This window comes from Streptococcus hepaticus (assembly GCF_043656315.1).
Taxonomy (GTDB): Bacteria; Bacillota; Bacilli; order Lactobacillales; family Streptococcaceae; genus Streptococcus; species Streptococcus hepaticus.
The window spans coordinates 1-18,621 of record NZ_JBINIY010000022.1 but is presented as its reverse complement, the minus strand read 5'-3'; the positions used below and the strand labels follow the sequence as shown (position 1 = coordinate 18,621).

Sequence of the window (18,621 nt, the reverse complement as noted above, 5' to 3'; positions counted from 1 at the left end):
TATCAAAAACGCCCGCTTATGAAATGATTTATTCCTAAGTCATTTCATAAACAAGCGTTCAAATATCATGTTTCTGATGAGTGTTACTGCCGGAAAATATCCGGCAGTAGACCAGAGCTAGACTAAGGATAAAAATATCCCATCATCGTAACACTCAACAAAATTGATGATCTTATACAAGTTCGATAATTGCCATTGGTGCAGCGTCTCCACGACGTGGTTCTGTTTTAAGAATACGTGTATAACCACCATTACGTTCTGCATAACGAGGTGCAATTTCTGAGAACAATTTTTGAAGAGCTGTAGTAGATGTGTACTTATCAGTTGCTTCATCATAGTTTTCTGCTGCAATTTCGTTACGAACAAATGCTGCTGCTTGACGACGAGCGTGCAAATCGCCACGTTTACCAAGAGTAATCATTTTTTCAACTGTTTTACGGATTTCTTTCGCACGAGCTTCAGTTGTAACGATTGATTCGTTAATCAAAAGGTCAGTCGTCAAATCACGCAACATTGCTTTACGTTGTGAGCTAGTACGTCCTAATTTACGGTATGCCATGTTTTCCTCCTATATTATTTATCTTTTTTCAATCCTAGACCAAGGTCAGCCAATTTAACCTTGACTTCTTCAAGACTCTTACGGCCAAGATTGCGTACTTTCATCATTTCAGGTTCAGATTTTTCTGTCAAATCAAACACAGTATTGATTCCTGCGCGTTTCAAACAGTTATATGAACGAACTGACAAATCTAATTCTTCGATTGTACGGTCAAGCATACGATCATCTGAAGTAACTTCTGCTTCTTTCATAACTTCAGCTGATTTAGCAACTTCAGTTAAATCTGTAAAGAGACCTAAGTGTTCCATCAAAATACGTGCTGACAGCCCTAATGCGTCTTCAGGAATTGTCGTACCATTTGTCATGATTTCAAGCGTTAATTTGTCAAAACCATCATTGCTACCAACGCGAGTTGGTTCAACTTGGTAATTTACTTTGACAACAGGTGTGTAGATTGAATCTACAGCAAGTGTACCTACTGGTGCATCATCTTTTTTGTTACCTTCGGCTGGAATATAACCACGTCCAGTATTGACAGTCATAACTGCCTTGAAAGTAGCACCTTCCGCGATGGTAAATAGATAATGATCAGGATTTACAATTTCAATATCGCTATCTGTTAAGATGTCGCCTGCAGTAATTTCTGCTGGACCTACAACGTCAAGTTCAATTGTCTTTTCGTCTTCGACATAAGATTTTACAGCAATGCCTTTGATGTTCAAAATAATTTGCATAACATCTTCGCGAACACCTGGAACTGTGTCGAATTCGTGGAGTACGCCATCAATTTTAATTGATGTCACCGCAGCACCTGGAAGTGATGCAAGGAGTACACGACGAAGTGAGTTACCAAGAGTTGTTCCATAACCACGTTCTAGCGGTTCGATAACAAATCTGCCGTAATCTTTATTTTCATCAATTTTTGTTATAGTTGGTTTTTCAAACTCAATCATTTCTTACTCCCTCTTAAACGAAAAGCTGTGTATCGTTTGTATGATTATACACGGCGACGTTTTGGAGGACGAGCACCATTGTGTGGTACAGGAGTCACATCACGAATTGCAGTAACTTCAAGACCAGCGGCAGCAAGAGCACGAATAGCAGACTCACGACCTGAACCTGGACCTTTAACTGTAACTTCAACTGTTTTAAGACCGTGTTCTTGTGCAGATTTAGCAGCTGCTTCTGAAGCCATTTGGGCTGCGAATGGTGTAGATTTACGAGAACCTTTGAAACCAAGAGCACCAGCTGATGACCAAGCAAGAGCGTTACCATGCACATCAGTAATCATAACAATAGTGTTGTTAAATGTAGCGTGAATATGTGCAATACCAGATTCGATATTTTTCTTCACACGACGTTTACGTGTTGGTTTAGCCAATTTTTTTACCTCCTATTTTATTTTTTCTTACCTGCAATCGCAACAGCTTTACCTTTACGAGTGCGAGCATTGTTTTTAGTGTTTTGTCCACGGACAGGAAGTCCACGACGGTGACGGATACCACGGTATGAACCGATTTCCATCAAACGTTTAATGTTCAAGTTTACTTCACGACGAAGGTCGCCTTCAACTTTGATTGCATCAACTTCACGACGGATAGCGTCTTCTTGATCAGATGTCAAGTCTTTCACACGGATATCTTCTGAAATACCTGCAGCAGCAAGGATTTTTTTAGATGTTGTGAGACCGATTCCGTATACGTATGTCAATGAAATTACAACACGTTTGTCGTTTGGAATGTCAACTCCAGCAATACGAGCCATTTTTTCTCCTTTCTATCTTAACCTTGACGTTGTTTGTGTTTTGGATTTGCTGGGCAAATTACCATAACACGACCATTACGACGAATAACTTTGCAGTATTCGCAAATTGGTTTGACCGATGGTCTTACTTTCATTTTTATCCCTCCAAGTATTTCGATTATTTAAAGCGGTATGTGATACGTCCACGTGTCAAATCATATGGGCTAAGCTCGACAGTTACACGATCTCCGACCAAAATACGGATGTAGTTTTTACGGATTTTTCCTGAAACAGTTGCCAAGACTTGGTGTCCATTCTCCAACTCAACAGTAAACATAGCATTCGGCATGGTATCTACTACCTTACCTTCAATTTCAATCACATCTTCTTTTGCCATGCAAAAGTTTCCCCCTCTAAATTTTCGATTTGATGTCCTCTGCACACAGAGGTAACAATTATAAGTCAGACTGGCTTATTTTATCATTTTACTCTAAAAAAAGCAAGTCATATCCATCAATTATTGTAATTTTGATAAAACAGCATCAATTGCTTCAAATACAAGATTGATATCTCGGTCACCTTCGATATCATGAACAAGACCTTGTGCACGATAATGGTCAATAATTGGTTGACCTTGAGCGATATTTACTTCCAAGCGACGTTTTACTGATTCTGGCTTGTCGTCTTCACGTTGGTAGTAATCTGCTTCATTGTAGCCTTCTGCTGGTGGATTAAACACTTTATGGAAGGTTTCACCCGTTTCGCGGTGAATAATTCGTCCGCTAAGACGTTCTACCAAAATACTTGGGTCAATCTCGATATTGATCACACCTTGAAGGTCGATCCCCAACTCTTTCAAGTTTTCATCCAAAGCATGTGCTTGCTCGATTGTACGTGGATAACCATCTAGCAAGAAGCCTTTTTCTTTAACATCGTCTTGAGTCAGGCGTTCTTTCACAATACCGTTTGTTACTTCGTCAGGAACCAAATCACCTTTATCGATGTATGATTTTGCCAACAATCCCATTTCAGTTTGATTCGCCATTGCAGCACGGAACATATCACCTGTTGAGATGTGTGCCACACCAAATTTTTCAACGATTTTTGCTGCTTGTGTTCCCTTACCAGCACCTGGTAAACCCATAATCAAAAGATTCATTTCGAACTCCTTTTATTGTGTGAATAGCTCGAGGCTATTTCTTATAATCTTCATTGGCCGATTAAAATAAAATAGAAGGTTGACAAAGTCAACCTATATACTATTCTGTAATTTCCATGAATCCAACGTATTTTCTCTTCAAAAGGTAGCCTTCTAACTGCTTGATACCTTCGATACTTGTCATAATTACGATAATCAAACTTGTACCCAAGAAAGCAATATTTGAAGATAATCCTAAAAGGTTTTGTGCCAAAATTGGTAACAAGGCAACAATACCAAGGAAAAGAGAACCTACTGTTGCTAAACGCTTCAATAGTTTTGAGAAGTACTGTTCTGTCCCATTACCTGGACGAACTCCGTGAATGTAGGCACCACTCTTTTGCAAACTTTCTGCAGTTTTTTCAGGATTTACTTGAACGAAACTGTAGAAGAATGTAAAGATGATGATCAAAGCTGCATAAACCAACATTCCCTTAACGGTTGTGTAGTCAAAGTAACTTTGTAAATTCTGCAAAATAGAACTTGTACGGTTTTGACTTGTCAAAAATTGAAGAATCGAAGTTGGAATCGCTGTGATAGAGCCTGCAAAGATAACAGGAATAACACCTGCTGGATTTAACTTCAATGGCAAGTATGAGCTTGATGGAGCTCCTTGCGCACGTTTAGTGTACTGGATAGGAATTTTGTACTCCGCTTGTTGTACGTAGGTCGTAAAATAAACAATTGCTAAAATTGCAACAACCAAAGCTGCTACAAAGATTGCTGATTCTGTTAATCGACTGGAGTCAATATTTACAAAGCGATCTTCGTAGATTTCTTTGATGGTGCCTGGAAGAGAAGAAATGATGCCTGCAAAGATAATCATTGATGTCCCGTTTCCATAACCCTTATCTGTAATTTGTTCACCAAACCATGTAACAATCATTGAACCGGTCGTTAAAATACTACCGATAATGATATAGGTTTTCCAATTGAGAGGCATAGTTGTCAGTTGTGCACCTGCAAGAGCGTTTAGACCTGCAGTAATACCAACTGATTGAACAAAAGCAAGAACAAGTGAAATATAGCGAGTTGCTTGATTTAATTTCCGACGACCAACTTCACCTTGTTTACCCCATTCAACAAACTTTGGAACAATATCCATTTGTAACAGTTGAACGATGATGGACGCAGTGATATAGGGACTTACTCCCAAAGCAAAAACGGAAAAGTTTTTCATCGCGTTACCAGATACCAAGCTTAACATGTTCAAGAAGGGCAAATTTGAAACTGCTTCAAGACTTTTAGCATTGATTCCTGGTACAGTGATGTGTGTTCCCACACGAAAAACGAATAAGACGAAAATCGTAAACAAAATTTTATTGCGAACGTTTTTTACCTTGAACGCTTCTTTTAATAATTTAAAAAACATAGGCGGTCACCCCTTAGATGACTTCCACTGAGCCACCTTTTGAAGTGATTGCTTCTTCAGCTGATTTAGAGAATTTAGCAGCTTTCACTGTCAATTTTTTAGTCAATTCACCGTTACCAAGAACTTTGATTCCTGATTTTTCAGCTTTGACAATACCAGCTTCGATAAGTACAACTGGTGTTACTTCTGTACCATCTTCAAAAACATTCAATTGATCAAGGTTCACAATTGCATACTCTTTAGCGTTGATGTTTGTGAAACCACGTTTTGGAAGACGACGGAACAATGGAGTTTGTCCACCTTCAAAACCAAGACGTACGCCACCACCGCTACGAGCTTTTTGACCTTTTTGACCACGACCAGATGTTTTACCATTACCTGATGATGTACCACGACCTACGCGGTTGCGAACTTTACGTGAACCTGCAGCAGGTTGTAATTCATGAAGTTTCATTATTTAATTTCTCCTTAATTGTAAAATGCTAGCGCCTTTGTGAGAAAAAGGACTTCCCACAAAAACTCGCCTATACGAAATTAACTTTAAGTCGCACAGAAAACCGTACGACTCAAGTTAGTTATTTGATTTGATGAAGTCTTATTTAACTTCTTCTACAGTTACCAAGTGAGATACAGCGTTAACCATACCACGGATAGCTGCGTTGTCTTCTTTAACGACTGAGCTGTTCAATTTGCCAAGACCAAGCGCCACAACAGTTTTACGTTGTGATGGAATACGGCCGATTGGAGACTTCGTCAAAGTAATTTTAATTTGAGCCATGAGTTCCCCTTTCTTATGCCAAATCTGAAACTGAGATACCGCGAAGTGCAGCAACCTCTTCAGCACGTTTCAATTGTTTCAAACCTTCAACTGTTGCACGAACGATGTTGATTGGAGTATTTGAGCCAAGTGATTTAGATGTAACATCTGCAATACCTGCCAATTCGATTACGGCACGTGTTGCACCACCAGCAGCAACCCCAGCACCTTCTACAGCTGGTTTCAACAATATTTTAGCTCCACCAAATTCTGAACGAACTTCGTGAGGGATTGTTGTACCAACCATTGGTACTTCGATCATGTTTTTCTTAGCAGCTTCAACTGCTTTACGGATAGCTTCAGGTACTTCTTGAGCTTTACCAGTACCGAAACCTACACGTCCGTTACGGTCACCAACAACCACAAGAGCTGCAAAACGAAGACGACGTCCACCTTTAACAACTTTTGTAACACGGTTGATGGCTACTACGCGTTCTTCAATTTCAACTGCGTTATCTTTAAATGCCATTTCTTAGTGTCCTCCCTATTAGAATTTCAATCCGTTTTCACGAGCAGCGTCAGCCAAAGCTTTCACACGTCCGTGATAGAGATATCCACCGCGGTCAAAGACCACTTCAGAAATACCTTTCGCAGCTGCACGTTCAGCAACGAGTTTACCTACAACAACGGCTTGTTCTGTCTTAGTTCCTTTTGAAACTTCTTTATCAAGAGTAGAAGCGCTTGCGAGCGTTACACCCGCTACGTCATCAATCACTTGAGCGTAGATGCCTGTATTAGAACGGAAAATGTTCAAACGTGGGCGAGCAGCAGTTCCAGAGATTTTACCGCGAACGCGACGGTGGCGTTTTTGGCGGATTTTGTTTTTATCTGGTTTTGAAATCACAATTTTCACCTCTTTATTATTGATTTCGCCTCAAACGAGGCTAGTTTCGGAAAATAGCGTTCCGAGAAAGGCTTGCACCCTTCTCACGAAACTATTATTTACCAGTTTTACCTTCTTTACGGCGAACGAATTCACCAACGTAACGAATACCTTTACCTTTGTATGGCTCAGGAGCGCGAAGGCTACGGATATAAGCTGCTGTTTGACCAACAACTTCTTTGTTGATACCAGACACGATGATTTGTGTTGGTGTTGGAACTTCAAATGTGATACCTTCTGGTGCAACCACTTCATCTGGATGTGATTTACCAACTGCAAGTGTCAATTTGTCACCTGCCAATTGAGCACGGTAACCGACACCACGCATTTCAAGTTCTTTTTTGAAGCCTTCAGAAACACCAACAACCATGTTGTTGAGGTTAGCACGGCTTGTACCGTGGATAGTCTTCATTTCTTTTGAATCGTTTGGACGGTGAAGAGTTACTTCTGCACCTTCTACACGAATTTCAATAGCTGTAGGGAATTCACGAGTGAGTTCACCTTTAGGTCCTTTTACAGTTACCACACCGTTGTTTTGAGCAATCTCAACACCAGCAGGCAAAGTAATTACTTTATTACCAATACGTGACATGTTATTTTCTCCTGTTAAATTGTCAGGCCTTTCGGCCAGTTTTCACGGGGTGTATGGTTTATCAGACACTATTTTATAGGTCTGATTTTGGATTTCAAGTCCAAACTGTTTCTAGGCAGTTTTGCGCAGGCTGTACTGGTGTACGGCAAGGGGAACTAACGACGAAACAGGAAGAAATTGTAAGCCAAAATTACCAAACGTATGCAAGAACTTCCCCACCAACATTCTTTTGACGAGCTTGTTTGTCAGTCAAAAGACCTTCTGATGTAGAAATGATTGCGATTCCAAGTCCGTTAAGAACTTTAGGAACATCTTCACGTTTTGAGTAAACACGAAGACCCGGTTTTGAGATACGTTTCAAGTTTGTGATAACTTTTTCACCGTTTGGTCCGTATTTCAAGAATACACGGATGATGCCTTGTTTGTCATCTTCGATGAATTCAACGTTTTTTACAAAACCTTCGTTTTTAAGGATTGTAGCAATCCCTTTTTTGATGTTTGATGCAGGTACTTCAAGTACTTCGTGTTTTGCTTGGTTAGCATTACGAATACGTGTCAAAAAGTCTGCAATTGGGTCAGTCATAACCATTTTATTTTTCTCCTCTTACTAGTAGTTTGAAAATTTCACTTGCTAGTTAATGATGTCCAAATGGACGATATTCAGCAAAGCTGATTGAATGTATACTCACTTAGAAAGCGAGCATATTTGAGTTCGGTTCAGGTTTATATATAAGCCGATTCGAACTCGCCCTATGAACTGTGCAAAATAGATGAGTTGTCTCGTTTGCAAGCAAACTGCTACAACTCCCTAATTTTGCTTTGTTCATTACGGGCTTAGCATCATGTTTTTACCAAGAAGCTTTAGTAACGCCTGGAATTTGTCCAAGGTAAGCCAAGTCGCGGAAGCATACACGGCAAAGTTTGAATTTGCGGTAAACTGAATGTGGACGTCCACATTTTTCACAACGTGTGTAAGCTTGAGTTGAGAACTTAGCTGGGCGTTTGTTCTTAGCGATCATTGATTTTTTAGCCATTTATTCTCTCCCTATTATTTCGCAAACGGCATACCAAGGCCTGTAAGCAATGCACGTGATTCTTCGTCAGTGTTAGCAGTTGTAACGATAACGATATCCATACCACGAGTCTTATCAACATCATCGAAGTTGATTTCTGGGAAGATCAATTGTTCTTTCACACCAAGTGTGTAGTTACCACGTCCGTCAAATGATTTTGTTGGAACACCGTGGAAGTCACGTACACGTGGAAGTGAAACTGAAACCAATTTGTCCAAGAATTCATACATACGTTCGCCACGAAGAGTTACTTTCGCACCGATAGCAACCCCTTCACGAAGACGGAAGCCGGCGATTGATTTCTTAGCTTTTGTGATAAGTGGTTTTTGACCTGAGATAAGCGCCAATTCTTCAGCAGCTTTTTCAAGGTTTTTAGCGTTAGAAACAGCGTCACCAACACCCATGTTCAAAACGATCTTATCAACTTTTGGCACAGCCATAACTGATGAATAGTTAAATTGCTCAGTCAAAGCAGGAACAACTTCATTAAGATATTTTTCTTTTAAACGATTTGCCATTATACTTCTCCTTTCCTTCGTGATTAATCAAGCACTTCGCCTGATTTTTTGTTGTAACGAACTTTTTTGCCGTCAACAACTTTGTAACCAACGCGTCCAGCTACACCGTTTTTGTCCAAAACTTGAACGTTTGATGCATGGATTGGAGCTTCGATTTCAACGATTGCACCTTGAGGGTTTTCGTTGTTTGGTTTTTGATGTTTTTTGACGATGTTAACACCTTCAACAACAACTTTGTTTACTTTTGGAAGTGCTGTTACAACAAGAGCTTCTACTCCTTTGTCTTTACCAGCGATAACGCGAACTTTGTCGCCTTTTTTTACAAACATTTGATTTCTCCTGTGAATTTCTTACGCCCTAATGGGCACCCTGCAAGTTTTGCAGGGGACTTAGTTTGTGTTTAGATTAAAGTACTTCTGGTGCCAATGAAACGATTTTCATGAAACCGCCGTCACGCAATTCGCGTGCCACTGGGCCAAAGATACGAGTTCCGCGAGGAGTTTTGTCTTCACGGATGATAACGGCAGCATTTTCGTCAAATTTGATGTATGAACCATCAGCACGACGAGCACCTGTTTTAGTACGAACGATAACAGCTTTTACAACGTCACCTTTTTTAACCGCACCACCAGGAGTAGCTTGTTTTACTGAAGCAACGATAATGTCGCCAATGTTTGCAAATTTACGTCCTGAACCACCAAGAACTTTGATAGTCAAGATTTCGCGTGCGCCACTGTTGTCAGCAACTTTCAAACGAGTTTCTGTTTGAATCATATTAGTTTTCTCCTTTCAGTTTGATTAAATGATAACTGCTTCTTCTACAACTTCTACAAGACGGAAGCGTTTTGTAGCTGAAAGCGGACGAGTTTCCATGATGCGAACGATATCGCCTTCTTTAGCAACATTGTTTTCATCATGAGCTTTGTATTTTTTAGAGTAGTTAATACGTTTACCATAGACTGGGTGGTTACGTTTAGTTTCAACTACAACTGTGATTGTTTTGTCCATTTTGTCAGATACAACACGTCCAACAAGAACTTTACGATTATTGCGTTCCATTGAAATTCTCCTTTCCCAATCTATTATTTAACTTCAGATTGCACAGTTTTGATACGTGCAATCTGCTTTTTAACTTCGTTCAAACGAGCAGTTTGCTCAAGTTGACCTGCAGCAGCTTGGAAACGGAGCTCAAAGAGTTCTTTCTTCAACTCGTTTTCGCGTTTTGCAAGTTCTTCTTGAGAAAGTCCACGAAGTTCTTTAACAAATTCTTTTACTTCATTAAGTTTCATGCCTTCTCCTTATTCTGCTTCACGTTTTACGAATTTCACTTTAACTGGTAATTTGTGGCCAGCAAGACGGAATGCTTCGCGAGCGATTTCTTCAGAAACGCCTGCAACTTCAAACATTACTTTGCCACGTTTAACTGGAGCTACCCAACCTTCAGGAGCACCTTTACCAGAACCCATACGAACCCCGATAGCTTTAGCAGTATATGATTTGTGAGGGAAGATTTTGATCCAAACTTTACCACCACGTTTCATATAACGAGTCATCGCGATACGAGCAGCTTCAATTTGACGGTTTGTAATCCATGAGCTAGTTGTAGCTTGAAGGCCGTATTCACCAAATGCTACTTCTTTACCACCTTTAGCTTCACCGCGCATTTTTCCACGAAATTCGCGACGGTGTTTAACACGTTTAGGTACTAACATTGGTTATTTACCTCCTTGAGTGTTTTTACGAGCTGGAAGAACTTCCCCACGGTAGATCCATACTTTAACACCAAGTTTACCGTAAGTTGTAAGAGCTTCTTCCCAAGCGTAGTCGATATCAGCACGAAGTGTGTGAAGAGGAACTGTACCCTCTGAATAGCCTTCTGCACGGGCAATATCAGCACCGTTCAAACGACCAGAAACTTGTGTTTTGATACCTTTAGCACCAGCGCGCATTGCACGTTGGATAGCTTGTTTTTGTGCACGGCGGAAAGCAACACGTTGCTCCAATTGACGAGCGATACCTTCACCAACAAGGTGAGCGTCCAAATCTGGTGATTTGATTTCAACGATGTTGATGTGTACTTGTTTGCCAGTCAATTTGTTCAATTGTGCACGAAGTGCGTCAACATTGCTACCAGCTTTACCAATAACCATACCTGGTTTAGCAGTATGGATTGATACGATAACTTTGTTTACCGCACGTTCAATTTCAATAGTTGAAACTGATGCATCAGCCAATTCTTTTTTGATAAAGTTGCGGATTGAAAGATCTTCATGAAGGTAATCCGCGTATTCTTTTTCAGCATACCATTTAGCATCCCAGTCACGGATGATGCCGACACGCATACCAATTGGATGTACTTTTTGTCCCACGTTTTTACCTCCTTATTTTTCTGCCACAACTACAGTGATGTGAGCTGTGCGTTTGTTGATTGGTGAAGCAGAACCTTTCGCACGTGGACGGAAACGTTTAAGAGTTGGTCCTTCGTTTGCGAATGCTTCGCTTACTACCAAGTTAGCTTTTTCCAAACCAAAGTTGTTTTCAGCGTTAGCGATAGCTGAGTTCAAAACTCCTTCGATCACTGTAGCAGCTTTGTTTGGTGTGAATTTCAAGATTGCAATTGCATCGGCTACGCTTTTGCCACGGATGTTGTCCAAGACAAGACGTGATTTACGAGGTGAAACACGTACTGTGCGAGCAGTTGCTTTAGCTGAAGTAATTTCTGCCATTGTGTTTTCCCCCTATTATTTTCTACGAGTTTTCTTGTCGTCAGCAGCGTGACCTTTGTAAGTACGAGTTGGTGCAAATTCACCAAGTTTGTGACCTACCATGTCTTCTTGAATGTAAACAGGTACATGTTTACGTCCATCATAAACTGCAATTGTATAACCGATAAAGCTTGGGAAAATCGTTGAACGACGTGACCAAGTTTTAATTACTTTTTTCTTTTCATCGTTTGCTTGAGCTTCAACTTTTTTCATCAAATGCTCATCGACGAAAGGTCCTTTTTTAAGACTGCGTCCCATTATGTAGTTTTCTCCTTTAAATAATGTACCACAGCGGCTTGTGCGCTTACGCGCACTACCGAGCTGGCGGATAAATCAACTAGCTAGTTGATTATTTTTGGTTGCGACGACGAACGATAAGTTTGTCAGATTTCGCTTTCTTGTTACGAGTTTTAAGACCAAGCGCAGGTTTACCCCATGGAGTAGATGGCGCTTTACGTCCAACTGGTGCTTTACCTTCACCACCACCGTGTGGGTGATCGTTAGGGTTCATTACAGAACCACGAACTGTTGGGCGGATACCTTTCCAACGGCTACGTCCTGCTTTACCAATGTTAACAAGTGATTGTTGTTCATTACCAACTGTACCAACAGTAGCACGGCAAGTACCCAAGATCATACGAACTTCACCTGATTGAAGACGAACAAGAACGTATTTACCTTCGCTACCCAATACTTGTGCAGAAGCACCAGCAGCACGAACCAATTCTCCACCATGACCTGGTTTCAATTCGATGTTGTGTACAACTGTACCAACTGGGATATTTGCAAGTGGAAGTGCATTACCAACTTTGATATCCGCATCTGGACCAGAAACGATACGTTGACCTACTTCAAGACCTTTTGGTGCAATGATGTACGCTTTCACACCGTCAGTGTAGTGTACAAGTGCGATGTTTGCAGTACGGTTTGGATCGTACTCGATAGTTTTAACAACTGCTTCAACGCCATCTTTGTTACGTTTGAAGTCAATCAAACGGTAGTGACGTTTGTGACCGCCACCTTGGTGACGAACAGTGATGCGACCGTTGTTGTTACGACCAGCTTTGCTCTTAAGAGAAACAAGCAATGATTTCTCAGGAGTGCTTGTAGTGATTTCAGCGAAATCCAAAGAAGTCATGTTACGACGGCCATTTGTCGTTGGTTTATAAACTTTAATACCCACGTTATTTCCTCCTTAGATTATTCAGCTTCAGTTGCAAACAACTCGATTGCTTTTGAATCAGCTGTAAGAGTAATGATAGCTTTTTTCACTTTGTTTGTGCGACCTACATAACGACCTACGCGTTTTGTTTTAGGTTTTACGTTGATTGTGTTAACGTTAGCAACTTTAACACCTTCAAATGCAGCTTCAACTGCTTGTTTGATCAACAATTTGTGTGCACGAGTGTCAACTTCAAATACATATTTGCCTGCTTCAAGTTGGCCCATTGAGCTTTCTGTGATGACAGGTTTTTTGATAACATCATACAAATTCATTATGCAAGAACCTCCTCGATTTTAGAGATAGCTGCTTGAGTCACAAGAAGTTTGTCACTGTTTGCGATGTCAAGAACACTTGCAGTTGTTGCAGTAGCAACTTTCACATTTGGAAGGTTGCGAGCTGAGAGAGCTGCGAATTCGTTTCCTTCTTCAAGAATAACAAGGACTTTTGAATCAATGCTCAAAGCTGCAAGAACTTTTGCAAATTCAGCAGTTTTTGGAGCTGCAAATGTAAGTGAGTCAACAGCTACAAATTTGTTTTCAGCAACTTTTTCTGAGTAAACAGATTTAAGTGCCAAGCGACGAACTTTTTGTGGAAGTTTGTACGCGTATGAACGTGGAGTTGGTCCGAAGACTACGCCACCGCCACGCCATTGTGGTGAACGGATAGAACCTTGACGAGCACGTCCAGTTCCTTTTTGACGCCATGGTTTGCGTCCGCCACCGCGAACTGCTGAACGGTTTTTAACTGCGTGAGTACCTTGACGAAGGCTAGCACGTTGGCTGATGATCACATCAAACACAACTGATTGATTTGGTTCGATACCAAATACTGCATCGTTCAATACAACTTCACCAGTTTGTTTACCAGTTTGGTCAAATAATGTTACGTTTGCCATTTCGACTGATTTCCCCTTTCCTTATTATTTACCAGCTTTAACTGCTGATTTGATAGTGATAAGAGATTTCTTAGCACCTGGTACGTTACCTTTGATAAGGATAACGTTCTTTTCTGGAACAACTTGTACAATTTCAAGGTTTTGAATTGTTACACGGTTTCCACCCATACGACCTGCAAGATTTTTACCTTTGAAGACACGGTTTGGCGCAACAGGTCCCATTGAACCTGGACGACGGTGGTAACGTGAACCGTGAGCCATAGGACCACGAGATTGACCATGGCGTTTGATAACACCTTGGAAACCTTTACCTTTAGATGTACCAGTTACATCAACAACATCGCCAGCTGCGAATGTTTCAACTGTGATTTCAGCACCAACTTCCAAGCCTTCAATGTTTTTGAATTCACGAATGAAGCGCTTAGGAGCTGTGTTAGCTTTTGCTACATGGCCTTTGGCAGGTTTGTTGCTCAATACTTCGCGTTTGTCATCAAAACCAACTTGAACAGCTGCATAGCCGTCAGTTTCAACAGTTTTCACTTGAAGAACTACGTTTGGAGTAGCTTCGATGACAGTTACAGGGATAAATTCACCTGATTCAGTGAAGATTTGAGTCATTCCCACTTTTTTCCCTAAGATTCCTTTTGTCATGAGAAAATGTTTCCTTTTCTTTATTTTTCTTAAAAAGTTTTTAACGAGCGTTTTTTATGCTCAAGTGAAATCAGATTAAAGTTTGATTTCTACGTTTACACCTGAAGGCAAGTCAAGTTTCATCAACGCATCAACTGTTTTTTGAGTTGGGTTAACGATATCGATCAAGCGTTTGTGTGTACGCATTTCAAATTGTTCGCGAGAATCTTTGTATTTGTGAGTCGCGCGGATGATTGTGTAGAGGCTACGTTCAGTTGGAAGCGGAACTGGCCCAGCTACGCTAGCGCCTGTACGAGTTGCAGTTTCTACGATTTTTGCAGCAGCTGTATCAAGTGTACGGTGTTCGTACGCTTTCAAGCGGATGCGGATTTTTTTGTTTGCCATCTTTTTCTCCTTTTCGTCTATTTACGATAATAGGCTAGCTCCACAAGAAAACCGACAAGTAGTTGCGTGGCAATGCAACCGAGCGTGTCGCAACCTCTTGCATCAAAGCTAAACTGTGATTTTCACAGCACCACAGTAGTATATCAAAAGAATTTTTACTTTGCAAGGATTTTGCGCACTTTTTTTGAAAAAAATAGATAGGATTTCTATGACAGAAACTCTATCTATTTTGATTGTTGTTCTTATTATTTATAGAAGAAAGTTGATTTTATTTAAGGAAATCTTCTTGAAGTTTTCCTATTAATTCTCCTATCTTTTCTGGATTTATTCTATACTTGATTTCTTTATCATTCATTGTTACGGCCACTAAATTTGCGACAATTAGTTTTTGTGTAGGGAAGGATACTGCTGCAGTTGTAACTCCAAGTTTATCAGCAATATCTTTGTTCCTAGCATGTGGTTGAAGTAACTCTAACAAAACTTTATAGCGCGTTTCATCACTTAATGCCTTCATGGTATCAATCAGGCTAGTTAACTGTCCCTCTTCACTGCTCATCGCTTCCTCTATGCGACTAGATACAGCAAATATATTCGATACATTATCCAACATAGGCAAAGAGTAGGTAGAATAGCGAGTATACATTGGATGAAGAACAACAAAAGTGAAGTCTTCCAATAGATATCGTTCTATGGTAGCAGTATCAAATGGGGATAGGCTAAATAAGTTTTCTACATCAGACTGCTCCGCATAGCGTTCTCGTTCTGCTGAAAATGCTTCTAAATACGGTTGGAATAGTTCTCCCACTACGGCTAAGAGCTCAACTATATCTTTCTGCACGCGCAGAGGGTATCTCAATTGTTGCGAATAGTACCATTTTTCTTCTGGCAAAAAATCAGCCACTTCTATCGCATCTAACATTTCTTGAGCATCGCCCGAAAACTTTTGCTGCAAGATATCACTAAACTTGATCGCCAAGCAATCAGTCACTTCTTGCTCCGGCATCTCTTGGACTTGGACTAAAAATTGTTCAAGATTTTGCATTTCTTTTCCTTGATTAACTAAGTAATAATAAAGAATACAAGGAAATGGGAAATCAATCGATGCTCGATCATAATAGGCATCAATCATTGTTTTTAGAGGGAGGAGTTTTTTATATAATTCCTGTCTAATTCCCCAAACATCCCCTAAAATTTCTCTTTTTTACCTTCTAAGCCCTGTCCCACATCCACACTCATCACTGTTGGAGCAAAGAAAATATCAAGTAAAATACTCTCCTTCTCTGAATAGATAAATGCCATTTTTCCACCTCATTTCTCTTATCAGTATAGCATACTTCTATCCTTGTAGACAAAAAGGTAACTATAAGCAAGTGCAATAAGCACCAGATAGAACCCTGTAATTTGAGAGGATGTCAAAAATAGTAATAAACCTGATGTCAGTACTTCCATCCCCCACATCCCAATCATCCTATAGGCATCTACACCTGCACCAATCGTTGCCAATTTTTCCTCTGGAAGATTGTCCCAAAGAGTTGTTCGAAACTTCGGCATAGTTGCGCTTCCTAGAAATACTCCCAAAAATTTACAGACTAAAATGATAAAAATGTTTTGAGTCAATAGAGAAGCTAGACTCATCAGACCAACAACCGATGATAATTTTAGAGAGCTTCCCAAACTGAAGATTTGCAAATATTTCATAGAAAATAGACCACCTAGAATACGAGCAATCAATACTAGGCTGTAGAATATAGCCAACGTTTCTGCAACAGTCCCCCACCTTGTTGATGGACTTTCATTTAACAAAAGAAGCAATAAAATGCCACTTGCACTATCAACCGTAAAGAAATCTGTGTGTAAAGACTATTTTCATATTTCCCTGAAATATCCGAAAAAAAGTTAACCACAGATGCAATTAGAACGACCACCAAACTAGGCTCGGTCCCCATAATCACCGTCATCAACAAGTAAAGCATGGTTCGAAAAAATAGAGTTCCAAGTATCATTGATAGCTTATTTTTTGTCTTATCCGCAAATACTCCTAAGGGAAAGCCTAAAAATACAGGCATACTTTCTGAGAGAGTTACTAAAGCAAGAGCATACCTTGGATCTGGCAAAAGAGCAATGTAGTTCATGAGAGCCAGATAATATAGAATATCACCAAAGTTTGATAGTAAATCTGTTACATAAATTGTCAGATATAGTTTGTTTTTAACACTTTTTCATATAACATCTACTTTCTTTTTATAAAGCAATCATTAATTAAAAAGATTAGAGGATTCTCTAATCTTTCATAACAATTTCTTGTATTTTCAAATTCGGCCACTTTTCTATCCAGTTTTTCTTCTTCAGTCGAGCATTATAGACTTGCCTGCGTTCCTTATCTGCTAGAAAGTGGGGTGTTGGCTCCACACGAAATGCTTCGATTACTTGCAAACCATACGGAGCAAACAACTCCAAGCCATTATTTTCATCTAAGCGCAAGCCAATAGCTGTGCAGGTTTCAGGATATTTTGACATGGCATCGCGCGAATCTGTATAAGGAAGTGTATTTGGATTGTGAACATGCATGTAGACTTGATTTTTCAATTCCCAGCAATACTGAGGAAATGCTCTACGCAGCTCATTTTCAAGCTGACAAGTTTCCTCATAGGAAATAGCTGGATCATAGAAAATGACATCCACATCTGTTTCTCTATCAAAACCTGGCTTGTCCGACAGAACATTCCAAATAAAATTCCGTACACTACCTGCACATAACCAAGAATCCTTCAGATGAAGATGTTTGATAATTTGTAATATCTGTTGCACATCCGCATCTTGCCAAAAAAATTTTTTCCAATTCTCCATAGAATTATTTTACCAAAAAACATTCAGCCGGAGCTGAATGTTGTCAATGTTATTTTTCTTGATAGGAATAACCCAAATGTTCATAGGCTTTGGCCGTTGCCACGCGCCCCGTTCTAGTTCGCATAATAAAACCTTTTTGAATAAGATAAGGCTCATACATATCTTCAACCGTATCGCGCTCCTCAGCAATATTGACCGAAAGAGTTCCCAGACCTACAGGTCCGCCATTATACATCTCGATCATGGTGCGAAGGATTTTCTGGTCCACATAGTCCAAACCCTCTCTGTCCACATCCAACATGGTCAGTGCCTTGTCTGTAATGGCATCATCAATCAAGCCATTGCCCATGATTTGCGCAAAGTCTCGCACGCGCTTCAGCAAACGATTGGCAATACGCGGCGTCCCACGACTCCGACGCGCTAACTCGATAGCAGCTTCATGGGTAATCTCCATATCAAAAATTTCCGCCGTCCGCTCGACGATTTCTGTCAAATCCTCCAACTCATAATACTCCATGTGTCCCGTAATTCCGAAACGAGCACGAAGTGGGTTGGACAGCATACCTGCACGAGTGGTCGCACCAATCAAGGTAAATGGAGGCAAATCCAAGTGCACAGCCCTGCTAGCTTCGCCTGCACCAATCATGATGTCAATGTAGAAATCTTCCATGGCACTATAGAGAATCTCTTCAACCGACATAGGCATACGGTGGATTTCATCAATAAAGAGAACATCGCCAGGCTCTAGGTCGTTGAGAATCGCCACTAGGTCTCCTGCTTTTTCAATGACAGGCCCCGAGGTCTGCTTGATATTGACACCAAGCTCATTGGCAATGACAAAGGCCATAGTTGTCTTCCCCAGACCAGGAGGACCAAAAAGAAGGGCATGATCCAAGGCTTCATCTCGCAATTTTGCCGCCTCGATAAAAATTTTCAACTGGTCCTTGACCTTGTCCTGACCAATATATTCATCTAATTTCTGGGGACGCAGTGTCCGCTCAACCTGCTCCTCATCCCCCATTTGCTCTGTATCAAAAATTCTAGTCATATGGGTATTATAACATAAAAAATACAGCTAGGATTTCTAGCTGTATCACAA

General features: G+C 40.4%; 34 protein-coding genes. All 34 read right to left on the bottom strand.

What is annotated here, in order from left to right; all coding sequences use genetic code 11:
• Positions 1-172: 172 nt before the first annotated feature.
• Positions 173-559 carry a 50S ribosomal protein L17 gene (gene rplQ / locus ACHUFA_RS10455; RefSeq protein WP_222348914.1) on the bottom strand — a complete coding sequence of 129 codons (387 nt, stop codon included), beginning with the start codon at positions 557-559 and terminating at the stop codon, positions 173-175.
• A 14-nt stretch (positions 560-573) separates the two neighbouring features.
• The gene (locus tag ACHUFA_RS10450) at positions 574-1,512 is read right to left on the bottom strand and encodes a DNA-directed RNA polymerase subunit alpha (RefSeq protein WP_222348916.1); all 939 of its coding nucleotides are present in this window, start codon (positions 1,510-1,512) and stop codon (positions 574-576) included.
• Positions 1,513-1,556: 44 nt separating this feature from the next.
• Entirely contained in the window at positions 1,557-1,940 is a 384-nt protein-coding gene (rpsK, locus tag ACHUFA_RS10445) for a 30S ribosomal protein S11 (RefSeq protein ID WP_018166218.1), read from the bottom strand.
• 17 nt (positions 1,941-1,957) lie between these two features.
• Positions 1,958-2,323: a 30S ribosomal protein S13 gene (rpsM, locus tag ACHUFA_RS10440; RefSeq protein WP_049617497.1), complete on the bottom strand. Its 366-nt coding sequence runs from the start codon at positions 2,321-2,323 to the stop codon at positions 1,958-1,960.
• A gap of 17 nt (positions 2,324-2,340) precedes the next feature.
• Positions 2,341-2,457, bottom strand: coding sequence for a 50S ribosomal protein L36 (rpmJ, locus tag ACHUFA_RS10435; protein WP_001808836.1), 117 nt, complete (start codon positions 2,455-2,457; stop codon positions 2,341-2,343).
• A gap of 23 nt (positions 2,458-2,480) precedes the next feature.
• Positions 2,481-2,699, bottom strand: coding sequence for a translation initiation factor IF-1 (infA, locus tag ACHUFA_RS10430; RefSeq protein WP_002936627.1), 219 nt, complete (start codon positions 2,697-2,699; stop codon positions 2,481-2,483).
• Positions 2,700-2,819: 120 nt separating this feature from the next.
• Complete coding sequence (locus ACHUFA_RS10425; RefSeq protein WP_394405966.1) at positions 2,820-3,461, bottom strand: adenylate kinase; 642 nt, start codon at positions 3,459-3,461, stop codon at positions 2,820-2,822.
• 100 nt (positions 3,462-3,561) lie between these two features.
• Positions 3,562-4,872: a preprotein translocase subunit SecY gene (gene secY / locus ACHUFA_RS10420; protein ID WP_222348918.1), complete on the bottom strand. Its 1,311-nt coding sequence runs from the start codon at positions 4,870-4,872 to the stop codon at positions 3,562-3,564.
• A gap of 13 nt (positions 4,873-4,885) precedes the next feature.
• On the bottom strand, positions 4,886-5,326 hold the full coding sequence (rplO, locus tag ACHUFA_RS10415; protein ID WP_222348919.1) for a 50S ribosomal protein L15: 441 nt from the start codon (positions 5,324-5,326) through the stop codon (positions 4,886-4,888).
• 141 nt (positions 5,327-5,467) lie between these two features.
• On the bottom strand, positions 5,468-5,650 hold the full coding sequence (gene rpmD / locus ACHUFA_RS10410; protein WP_222348920.1) for a 50S ribosomal protein L30: 183 nt from the start codon (positions 5,648-5,650) through the stop codon (positions 5,468-5,470).
• 13 nt (positions 5,651-5,663) lie between these two features.
• The gene (rpsE, locus tag ACHUFA_RS10405) at positions 5,664-6,158 is read right to left on the bottom strand and encodes a 30S ribosomal protein S5 (protein ID WP_049617492.1); all 495 of its coding nucleotides are present in this window, start codon (positions 6,156-6,158) and stop codon (positions 5,664-5,666) included.
• An 18-nt stretch (positions 6,159-6,176) separates the two neighbouring features.
• Positions 6,177-6,533, bottom strand: coding sequence for a 50S ribosomal protein L18 (gene rplR / locus ACHUFA_RS10400; protein WP_222348921.1), 357 nt, complete (start codon positions 6,531-6,533; stop codon positions 6,177-6,179).
• Positions 6,534-6,627: 94 nt separating this feature from the next.
• Entirely contained in the window at positions 6,628-7,164 is a 537-nt protein-coding gene (gene rplF, locus ACHUFA_RS10395) for a 50S ribosomal protein L6 (RefSeq protein WP_222348922.1), read from the bottom strand.
• 190 nt (positions 7,165-7,354) lie between these two features.
• Positions 7,355-7,753: a 30S ribosomal protein S8 gene (gene rpsH / locus ACHUFA_RS10390; RefSeq protein ID WP_222348923.1), complete on the bottom strand. Its 399-nt coding sequence runs from the start codon at positions 7,751-7,753 to the stop codon at positions 7,355-7,357.
• Between the two features lie 259 nt (positions 7,754-8,012).
• On the bottom strand, positions 8,013-8,198 hold the full coding sequence (locus tag ACHUFA_RS10385; RefSeq protein ID WP_002936651.1) for a type Z 30S ribosomal protein S14: 186 nt from the start codon (positions 8,196-8,198) through the stop codon (positions 8,013-8,015).
• Between the two features lie 14 nt (positions 8,199-8,212).
• Complete coding sequence (gene rplE, locus ACHUFA_RS10380) at positions 8,213-8,755, bottom strand: 50S ribosomal protein L5 (RefSeq protein WP_222348924.1); 543 nt, start codon at positions 8,753-8,755, stop codon at positions 8,213-8,215.
• 23 nt (positions 8,756-8,778) lie between these two features.
• Entirely contained in the window at positions 8,779-9,084 is a 306-nt protein-coding gene (gene rplX / locus ACHUFA_RS10375; RefSeq protein WP_222348925.1) for a 50S ribosomal protein L24, read from the bottom strand.
• A gap of 76 nt (positions 9,085-9,160) precedes the next feature.
• A complete protein-coding gene (gene rplN / locus ACHUFA_RS10370; protein ID WP_004195497.1) occupies positions 9,161-9,529 on the bottom strand; it encodes a 50S ribosomal protein L14 in 369 nt (122 codons plus the stop codon).
• Between the two features lie 24 nt (positions 9,530-9,553).
• Positions 9,554-9,814 carry a 30S ribosomal protein S17 gene (rpsQ, locus tag ACHUFA_RS10365; protein ID WP_000440801.1) on the bottom strand — a complete coding sequence of 87 codons (261 nt, stop codon included), beginning with the start codon at positions 9,812-9,814 and terminating at the stop codon, positions 9,554-9,556.
• A 23-nt stretch (positions 9,815-9,837) separates the two neighbouring features.
• Positions 9,838-10,044, bottom strand: coding sequence for a 50S ribosomal protein L29 (gene rpmC / locus ACHUFA_RS10360; protein ID WP_222348926.1), 207 nt, complete (start codon positions 10,042-10,044; stop codon positions 9,838-9,840).
• Positions 10,045-10,053: 9 nt separating this feature from the next.
• Complete coding sequence (rplP, locus tag ACHUFA_RS10355) at positions 10,054-10,467, bottom strand: 50S ribosomal protein L16 (protein ID WP_049617483.1); 414 nt, start codon at positions 10,465-10,467, stop codon at positions 10,054-10,056.
• A 3-nt stretch (positions 10,468-10,470) separates the two neighbouring features.
• Positions 10,471-11,124, bottom strand: a complete 654-nt coding sequence (gene rpsC / locus ACHUFA_RS10350) for a 30S ribosomal protein S3 (protein WP_222348927.1) — start codon at positions 11,122-11,124, stop codon at positions 10,471-10,473.
• Positions 11,125-11,136: 12 nt separating this feature from the next.
• Positions 11,137-11,481 carry a 50S ribosomal protein L22 gene (rplV, locus tag ACHUFA_RS10345; protein ID WP_222348928.1) on the bottom strand — a complete coding sequence of 115 codons (345 nt, stop codon included), beginning with the start codon at positions 11,479-11,481 and terminating at the stop codon, positions 11,137-11,139.
• Between the two features lie 15 nt (positions 11,482-11,496).
• A complete protein-coding gene (rpsS, locus tag ACHUFA_RS10340) occupies positions 11,497-11,778 on the bottom strand; it encodes a 30S ribosomal protein S19 (protein ID WP_000533766.1) in 282 nt (93 codons plus the stop codon).
• 91 nt (positions 11,779-11,869) lie between these two features.
• Positions 11,870-12,703 carry a 50S ribosomal protein L2 gene (gene rplB, locus ACHUFA_RS10335; RefSeq protein ID WP_222348929.1) on the bottom strand — a complete coding sequence of 278 codons (834 nt, stop codon included), beginning with the start codon at positions 12,701-12,703 and terminating at the stop codon, positions 11,870-11,872.
• Between the two features lie 17 nt (positions 12,704-12,720).
• Complete coding sequence (locus ACHUFA_RS10330; protein WP_212569690.1) at positions 12,721-13,017, bottom strand: 50S ribosomal protein L23; 297 nt, start codon at positions 13,015-13,017, stop codon at positions 12,721-12,723.
• On the bottom strand, positions 13,017-13,640 hold the full coding sequence (gene rplD / locus ACHUFA_RS10325; protein ID WP_222348930.1) for a 50S ribosomal protein L4: 624 nt from the start codon (positions 13,638-13,640) through the stop codon (positions 13,017-13,019). The genes ACHUFA_RS10330 and rplD overlap by 1 nt, the downstream gene beginning before the upstream one ends.
• A gap of 24 nt (positions 13,641-13,664) precedes the next feature.
• On the bottom strand, positions 13,665-14,291 hold the full coding sequence (gene rplC, locus ACHUFA_RS10320) for a 50S ribosomal protein L3 (protein ID WP_222348931.1): 627 nt from the start codon (positions 14,289-14,291) through the stop codon (positions 13,665-13,667).
• A gap of 75 nt (positions 14,292-14,366) precedes the next feature.
• On the bottom strand, positions 14,367-14,675 hold the full coding sequence (gene rpsJ / locus ACHUFA_RS10315; protein ID WP_067087606.1) for a 30S ribosomal protein S10: 309 nt from the start codon (positions 14,673-14,675) through the stop codon (positions 14,367-14,369).
• 268 nt (positions 14,676-14,943) lie between these two features.
• A complete protein-coding gene (locus tag ACHUFA_RS10310; RefSeq protein ID WP_394405931.1) occupies positions 14,944-15,804 on the bottom strand; it encodes an ArsR/SmtB family transcription factor in 861 nt (286 codons plus the stop codon).
• A gap of 191 nt (positions 15,805-15,995) precedes the next feature.
• Complete coding sequence (locus ACHUFA_RS10305) at positions 15,996-16,373, bottom strand: hypothetical protein (RefSeq protein ID WP_394405929.1); 378 nt, start codon at positions 16,371-16,373, stop codon at positions 15,996-15,998.
• Positions 16,374-16,471: 98 nt separating this feature from the next.
• Positions 16,472-16,807, bottom strand: a complete 336-nt coding sequence (locus ACHUFA_RS10300; protein WP_318530395.1) for a hypothetical protein — start codon at positions 16,805-16,807, stop codon at positions 16,472-16,474.
• Between the two features lie 148 nt (positions 16,808-16,955).
• The gene (locus ACHUFA_RS10295) at positions 16,956-17,522 is read right to left on the bottom strand and encodes a nucleotidyltransferase family protein (RefSeq protein WP_394405927.1); all 567 of its coding nucleotides are present in this window, start codon (positions 17,520-17,522) and stop codon (positions 16,956-16,958) included.
• 49 nt (positions 17,523-17,571) lie between these two features.
• Positions 17,572-18,570 carry a Holliday junction branch migration DNA helicase RuvB gene (gene ruvB, locus ACHUFA_RS10290; protein WP_222348935.1) on the bottom strand — a complete coding sequence of 333 codons (999 nt, stop codon included), beginning with the start codon at positions 18,568-18,570 and terminating at the stop codon, positions 17,572-17,574.
• Positions 18,571-18,621 lie beyond the last annotated feature (51 nt).